This window comes from Pedobacter steynii (genome assembly GCF_900103665.1).
In the GTDB taxonomy this organism is placed as follows: domain Bacteria; phylum Bacteroidota; class Bacteroidia; order Sphingobacteriales; family Sphingobacteriaceae; genus Pedobacter; species Pedobacter steynii.
The window spans coordinates 1-7,786 of the sequence record NZ_FNGY01000025.1 but is presented as its reverse complement, the minus strand read 5'-3'; the positions used below and the strand labels follow the sequence as shown (position 1 = coordinate 7,786).

Sequence of the window (7,786 nt, the reverse complement as noted above, 5' to 3'; positions counted from 1 at the left end):
TCAATCAAAGCAGTAAAGGATTGTGCAAAGGCCGGCTTATCCAGCTCCCCTTCAAACACAAATGCGCCCATCACATTGTAAGCCAGATCTCCACCATCAAACTGGCTCAGCAACCATAAACGTCGTTGCGAGGATGACAAAACATAACTACTATCCTGTATCAGCCGCGGTATGTTAGATTTTAAAGAACCATCAAAATAAGACTGGTCATTATTCAGCAAAAAACTAAGAAGCTGGTCCTTTTTCTCTTTGATCTCGACAATAAGTTCAGCGTCTATTAACCCTTTCTTTGCAAAAACTTTTAATTTACCATCTACTACTTCTACAAGAACTTTATTATCCCTTATTTTCTTTAATAAATCTTTCATACTAGCATTTAAATTCTGAGGCGTTAGGGAATTAAGGAACAATTGCCGGGCTAACTTATTTGGTTTATTATTAAATTGAATTTACAATATATTTCTATTTATTATTAAATACTTTAAAAAAAAGCACCATTAAAGTAAAAAATAAAATATTCTTAAATTATTTCACTGTAATATATTTTTTTACGGATAAAATCAGAAATTGGGGATTCTGATCTAAAAAATAACTGATGATCACTCCATACCATATTTGTTTCTCCCCATTGTACGGCACTGGACACATTTGGAAAGAAACCTTTACCGTTAAAGTTAGCACTGGTATTGCAGAGCAAAGGAACGCCGCTCAAGGCTTTGTATTGAGTTAACAACTCATAGATGATCGGATTATCAGTGGAGTTAACGGTTTGCAAACGGGCAGATCCGTCGAGATGGCATATCGCAGGAATTTTCTCCAGCCATTCTTCTTTAACCTGGTGATCATATAACATGAGTGGGTCAGTAGAACCCGGACTAAAAATAGCCGGTGCATCCTCCTCCAGACAAATCGGAGCTACAGGACGATAATTTTCACGCCCCTTAAGACGATTTAATTCCGTCTTCATTTCGGGCTTTACCGGCGCAGCTAAAATGCTTCTATTGCCCAACGCTCTTGGCCCTAATTCTGCCCGGTCATTCAGGAAAACAACAGCTTCATTTGTTTCGTGTAATAAGAAGGCCAGATCCGCTATAGTGCATTCAGAAACCTCCCAGGCATGATCAATAGTCCCTTTTGAAATTTTAGGTCCACTGTAAACATTCCAATCCAAAGCAAAACGACCCGTTGCAACAATCATCTCACAACAAGCAGTTCCTATGGCACTGCCGGAATCATTTGGGAATGGGGGAATCCACATTTCCTTAAAAAGGCCTGAGTTTCTTATGGCACTATTCCATTTGATATTGAGTGCGCTGCCCCCCACAAAACAAAGGTTATTTACCAATGTAGGATATTGCTTAATTTTTAACGCCAATTGAGCAATCAGGATTTCCTGAATAAATACATGAAAGGTAGCCATCATGTCCAGGGGTTCAATATCGTTCATCTCTCCATAAGCAACGATTTCAGCCAACAATTTATTCGTCACTCCTTTAATATACTGACTTGTATAATTTTCTGTTTCGGAGAGCTGCCCCTCCTGCAGTGCAAAGAGAGATTTACATTCCTTTAATACTTCATGGTTACAATTGCCTTTCGCGATATAAGCCATGACTTTTCCGGCAATAGATAAATCACTTATAGCATAAGAATTAAAAGGCGGGTAAGCATTTGCAAAAGCTTCATACATACTGCCTAAAAGGGTAAAAACCGGCCCCAGGTTTTCTGTTTTTTTACTTACCGGATCAATGTAAAACAACTGAGGACACATCCCTCCATCCCAGGAAAGTACAAAAGAGGCTTTATTTTCAGCAGCAAAGGGACTGGTACAATAGGCACTCATGACATGACCTGAAACATGCATATAGCTGCTGTAACTAAGATTCAGTTCCGGATAATTAAAAGTGGATCTTTCCAATAGGTTTTCATCTTTAACCCGCATACCATATCTGGCGAAACCGATTCGCACTTCTTCTGCCCCATTAATTTTAACCGGAACATGGTATGCCGGATAATCGTAGTCCTGAGATTCATCTAGAAACGTTGCCCAGCCATCTATTACAATCTGATCAATGTCTGCTACCGAATATTCATATTCAGAGAGGATACTTTCCAGCAACTGAATGTCAATTCCATCTTTCATTGACTCATACCGGTTGTTGTTATTCAGTTTTTCATACTCATAGCTAAAAATTAGCTTTCCATTGTCGATTAGTGCGATGGCACTATCGTGGGTTGTTTTGATACCGCAAATTACCATAGGGGAATATTGTTTTTAAGTTTGGTTTACATTTTTTATCAGGTTAACAACAGCGCGCTTTAGAGGTCTATAGCGACCAGACCATCCCGGTCCTGCTGTATTTTTTTCTGGTCTAGAATGAAAGTGATATTTTCAGAAATATGCGCTATTGTCGCTTCTTTAAATACGGTTTGAATGTTAATCTGAACCTGAAAGGTTGCCGCTATTTTAGAGATGAGCTGAATTACTTTTAAGCTATCCCCACCGAGTTCAAAAAAATTATCTTTTAATCCAATATTTTCTTTGTGCAGAACCTGTTCCCAGAGTGCCACCAGCTTTATTTCTACTTCGGTTTCAGGAGCTACATAGGCTACCTTCTGATCGCCATCCTCGCCTTTCAGTTTTAACAAAGCCTGCTGATCGACCTTGCCATTGATCGTTAATGGAATGCTTTCCACCTGTACATATTGAAAGGGAACCATATAGACAGGTAAACTGTTCATCAAATGCGACCGCAGTTCAGCTCCGCTTAAATCCCTGCTGCCAACCACATAAGCTACCAGTTGCTGAGCCCCGGATTCATCCGGATTTAACAACACCACGGCAAGCTCCACATCTGCATGCTGCTGCAAGCCATGTACAACCTCCCCCACTTCAATCCGGTAACCATTGATTTTCACCTGATCGTCTTTCCTGCCCAGGTATACCATATTCCCATCGGAAAGCCATTTCCCCAAATCACCCGTTTTGTACATCAGCGCATCCGGGGCATAAGGATCAGGAAGGAATTTCAACATGGTCAATGTCTCATCATTCAGGTAACCTTTGGCCAACCCCGATCCGGAGATATAAATTTCCCCGGTAGTACCTGAGGGACAGAGCCCAAGCCTGTCATTCAGCAGATAAGTCCGGGTATTGGAGATCGGTTTACCGATTAAAACAGGCACCCCTTCATTCGGCTCGCTGACCATACAGCCCACCGTAGCCTCGGTAGGTCCGTATTCATTATAGATCCGGATAGATGGATTAATCTTTTTTAGTATCCCCACCTGTTCTTCAGTCAGCGCTTCTCCTCCAACAATGGCCACGCTGACCGTTGCGGAACTGAGCTCCAGGTATTTTAAGACATTGATGTGGGACGGGGTCAGCTTAATGCTGTTGATCCCCGAAGAAGCACTAAAACTATGTCGGAGTATCGCCGACAATTCCTCATACTGCTCATAAATAAACAACCGCCCTCCTTGTGTCAATGCACAAAAAATACTCGTTACGGTAAGGTCAAAAGACAAAGAGGTGTACAGGCCAAAGCAAACAGCAGGTATACCATCAAAGTAGTGGCTGTTGGCCCATTGTATGTAATTGGAAAGACTCCCATGGCTGATGGCACATCCTTTTGGAATTCCTGTGGAACCGGAGGTATAGATCACATAAGCCAGGTCTGAACTGCCTGCTATAGCTTTAAAGCTTTCCGGAATCACCGCTTTCAATCCTGCCAGTTGTACATCTATGGCGAAAACAGGTCCGGAAAAATAATCCAGATCGAAAATATGATTGGTCTGTGTAATTAAAACCCTGATCCCGGTATCGGTGCTCAGAAATCCTTTTCTTGATTTTGGATAAGCAGGGTCAATCGGAGCATAAGCCGCTCCGGATTTTAAAATCCCCAGAATAGCGATCACCATCCACTCCGTCCGCTCCAGTTCTATTCCAACGAGCTCATTCGCTTTAATATCATAAGTCTGATGAAGATAAAAAGCCAGCTGATCCGAAAGTACATCCAGCTCCTGATAAGTAACCGATCTGCCAGGCATCGAAAGGGCGATCCCCTCAGGATTCTTTCTCACCTGTTCGGCGAAAATACCCAGCAGCGGCTGATAGGAAAGATCTGGTCCCTGAGGTACATTAAAATCAATCAGCTGATGCTCTTTTTCTGCTGCCGTCAGAATATCCAGCTCAGCAACCGGCAAGCCGGCTGAGCTTAAAACAGCTGCCAAAAGCCTTTCAAAATGACTGCAAAGCGTTTCGATAAAAATTCTGTCAAAAAGATCGGAATTGTATTCCAGGGATAAACCTAAGCCCGCGTCTGAATCATTAAAGTAAAAGGTCAGGTCGAACTTACTTGCCGAACTCTCCTCCACCATATAATTGCGCACTTTCAGTTCCGTAAGACTTTGGGACTCCGGAGAAGAATCCGTTTTCAGGCTGTCAAAATCGATCAGCACATCAAACAAAGGGTTGCGGCTCATGTCCCGTTTCAGGTTGAGCTCTTCTACAAGCTTGTCGAAGGGATAAACCTGGTGATCGTAAGCATCAAGGGTGATTCCTTTTACGCTCCTGAACACTTCCAGGTAACTGTCCTTTCCACTGAACCGGTTGCGCAGTGCCAGTGTGTTGACATAAAAACCAATCTGTCCTTCCAGGTCGGCATGTTCCCTGCCGGCAATCGGACTACCAACAATGATGTCCTCCTGGCCGGTATAATGATAGAGCAATACATTCATCAAAGCCACAAGCCCCATGAATAAAGTGCCTCCTTCTTCCTGACATAACAAACGCAGTCCTTTAGTCAGCTCAGCATCGATCATTTTAAAAACGACGCCTCCATTATAGGTTTTTACCGCAGGGCGCAAACCTTTAACCGGCAGGTCCAGCACAGGAAGCTGACCTGAAAACTGGTCCATCCAGTAATTCTTATGAATATGAAGCTGATCACCGCTTAATTCCGACTGCTGCCAGGCTGCATAATCTTTATACTGAATCCTTAAAGGCGCCAATGGCATTGCTGCTCCGGCCACATAAGCATTGTACAACAACAACAGTTCCCGGATCAATACCCCCATAGACCAGCCATCACTGACGATGTGGTGAACTACATAGCTGAAGACCCACTGATGATCGCTAAGCTGGTAAAGACCTGCACGGAGCAATGGATAACTGCCCAATTCAAAAGGACGGCGAAATTCTGCAGCGACCAGTTCTTTAACCACCTCATCACGATCTGCCACAGCTCTGAAATCCTGGTAATCAATCTTAAAATCTACCGACTCAAAAGGCAGTATAAACTGGCGTACTTCTTCCGCTTCCTCCGAGCCCCGAAATACGGTCCGAAGGTTCTCATGACGTTCGATCAATCCTGAGAAAGCATGCGCCAATGCCCCAATATTCAAGTCTCCTTCAAAAACATATACTCCCGGAATGTTATAGGCAATATTCCCACCATCAAACTGGCTCAGTATCCATAACCGGCGTTGCGAAGAAGACAATACATAACCTTGTTCAGAATGAACAACAGCAGGAATTGAATCATCATCATGTTTTGAATTTCTTGATTTAAGAAAATCAATAATCATTTTTTTATGTGTTCTGATTTCCTCCAGTAAAACCGGAGGAATTGCTAACATATCACTGCTTACCTGTAAATCATCACCCGATAAACTGAGATCAATCTCACTCTGTCTGATTTTTTTTAAAAGTTCCTTAATATTCATCTTGTATCGGACTTAAATAATAGATATGTTTTTTTTATCACTGCGCTTGTTAATCCAGCATCTTTCTTCAATTTCCGCAGCCAGCTCCTCTATGTTTTGAAGGGTAAAAAAATCTTTCAATGGAAGGTTGATTTCAAATTCTGTTTTTATCTTTTTTATCAATGCCATAGCTCTTAAGGAATCACCTCCCAATTCAAAGAAATTATCCCTTATCCCGATGTTCTCTTTAAAGAAAAAATGCTTGAAAATATTTAATATTCTTATTTCAGTTTCTGTTCCCGCCGGAACATAAGCATGATTAAAGTGTTCCCGGTCCAGCATCTCCATCTCTTTCATCGTTTCGGTTGAAAAAGCCTGCTCCTTTTCGGCATAAGCCTTATCTAACCTGGAATACAGATCAACAACCGTTTCCAATAGCAGGGGCTGTTTTTTAACAGAGAGACTCCATTCGAATAATCGGGCTAGTTGTTCCGGATTTAGGGCGGGGTGATCCGGTCTGTTGATATCAGGAACCCCATCAAATGACAGTTCAGCCAGACTTACGCATTTCCAGTCCGGAAGTTTTCCGATTACTGAGGAAATGAAGAAATTCACGTATAAATTGGCAGCAGCATAAGCGCTGAATTTCAGTCCACCTAAAACTGAAGCCAAACTTGAAGTGATCCATACAAAATCGGGATTCCGGTTTTTAAAAATCTTATGAATATTTTCAATACCTAATACTTTAGCCCCAAAGATTGCAAAAGTCTTTTCGGCCGTGATGTCCTCCGCAAACTCGAAATACTGCTGATCAAGCGTTCCTGCTGTATGCAATACACCAGCTATTAAGCCAATATTCTTTTCAACTTTTTCTATTGTTTTTCTGAAAGAGTGAAGATCGGATACATCTGCATCATAGTAATAGACATCCTTACTTATTTCCTGCAGCAGCTTCAACCGAAGAAAGGAGCGCTCATCGGCAGACTGATCCTGCATCTTTTTCCTTCCTGTTAAAACAACTTTTGCATCGTATTTTTGTATTAGAAATTTCGCCAGCACAAAGCCAACATTACCCAAACCACCGGTGATCAGATAAATACCGCCGGTTTTTATCGATGTTGTGTTTTCGGCCAGAGGACCTGTGTGGAGAGAAAAATCAGGTATCCAGCGTTGCCCCTTTCTCAACGCGACTATCCGGTTGCTGACCTCACGGTCTGCATGTATTTCATTGGCAACATCAATTGCAAATTCCGACGGTCTTTCTCTGAAATCCACATCAATGTTATGACAAATCACCTCATGTTCCTGAGGAAATACATTCATCAAACCAAGCAGCAGCGACTGGGCATATGGGATCTTTTCATCTCCGGCTATGCGGTGTAAGGAATCAGTAAGTATCGAAATGCTCAGCCCGGTTAACTGATGATGAAAGGCCAGTTTTTTAAATATGTTAATCAGACTGAAGTAGGCTAAATTTATCCCGATATCATTCAGATCGAGTTTCAGGTCCGGAAGGTTCTTCTTTGCAGCCCAGGCATAAATTAAATGCGTAATTTTAACCTGATTACCCCTCAAAATATCCATCAGTTGTTCAAAATGCAATGGAATCAATGGGTCTATCTCGATTTTTCCCTGATGATGAGACTTAAATACTGATCCCAGGACAACCTCAATGACTTCATGATCCTGCTTTTTGAATTCGGATTTCAATGAGGAAGCAAACTCATCATCCAGAGAAAAGAACAAATAAGTGGGCTTGATTTTATTGCCGGTTATAACCGGAGGGATGGCCTGTTTCCAAATGGGATAGTAAATACAATCCTGAAGATTTTCTGCTGTTATTGTCTTCTTTGAAGCTGTTGTCAAAACAGACAACTGCTCCAAAGGGTTCACTTCTGTTGGATAGGCGATCGGTTCAAACGAATACGTAGGCAATGAAATCCGTTTTCTGCGTTCGCCTGTATGGTAAGCAGACCAGTCTGGTTCAATGCCATGCGACCATAACTGACCCAGGCACTTGGCCAGCTGCGCTTCATCATTGTCATTTTCCTTAAAATGCCTGATGGAATTTAAACTGACC

4 protein-coding genes are annotated in these 7,786 nt (G+C 42.1%); all 4 read right to left on the bottom strand.

What is annotated here, in order from left to right:
• A partial coding sequence (locus BLQ87_RS32950) for a TubC N-terminal docking domain-related protein (protein ID WP_218129472.1) occupies positions 1 to 368 on the bottom strand: 368 nt, incomplete at its 3' end.
• Between the two features lie 152 nt (positions 369 to 520).
• On the bottom strand, positions 521 to 2,260 hold the full coding sequence (locus tag BLQ87_RS32945; protein ID WP_074613148.1) for a carbamoyltransferase N-terminal domain-containing protein: 1,740 nt from the start codon (positions 2,258 to 2,260) through the stop codon (positions 521 to 523).
• Positions 2,261 to 2,319: 59 nt separating this feature from the next.
• Positions 2,320 to 5,727 (bottom strand): non-ribosomal peptide synthetase, encoded by a 3,408-nt coding sequence (locus BLQ87_RS32940; RefSeq protein ID WP_074613147.1) that lies wholly within the window; start codon positions 5,725 to 5,727, stop codon positions 2,320 to 2,322.
• Between the two features lie 12 nt (positions 5,728 to 5,739).
• Positions 5,740 to 7,786 (bottom strand): SDR family NAD(P)-dependent oxidoreductase (locus BLQ87_RS32935; RefSeq protein WP_143010622.1); only part of this gene is annotated, 2,047 nt, incomplete at its 5' end.

Coding starts and splice junctions, on each gene's coding strand:
- BLQ87_RS32945 (WP_074613148.1), bottom strand. CDS start 2,260: ATGGTAATTTGCGGTATCAAAACAACCCACGATAGTGCCATCGCACTA.
- BLQ87_RS32940 (WP_074613147.1), bottom strand. CDS start 5,727: ATGAATATTAAGGAACTTTTAAAAAAAATCAGACAGAGTGAGATTGAT.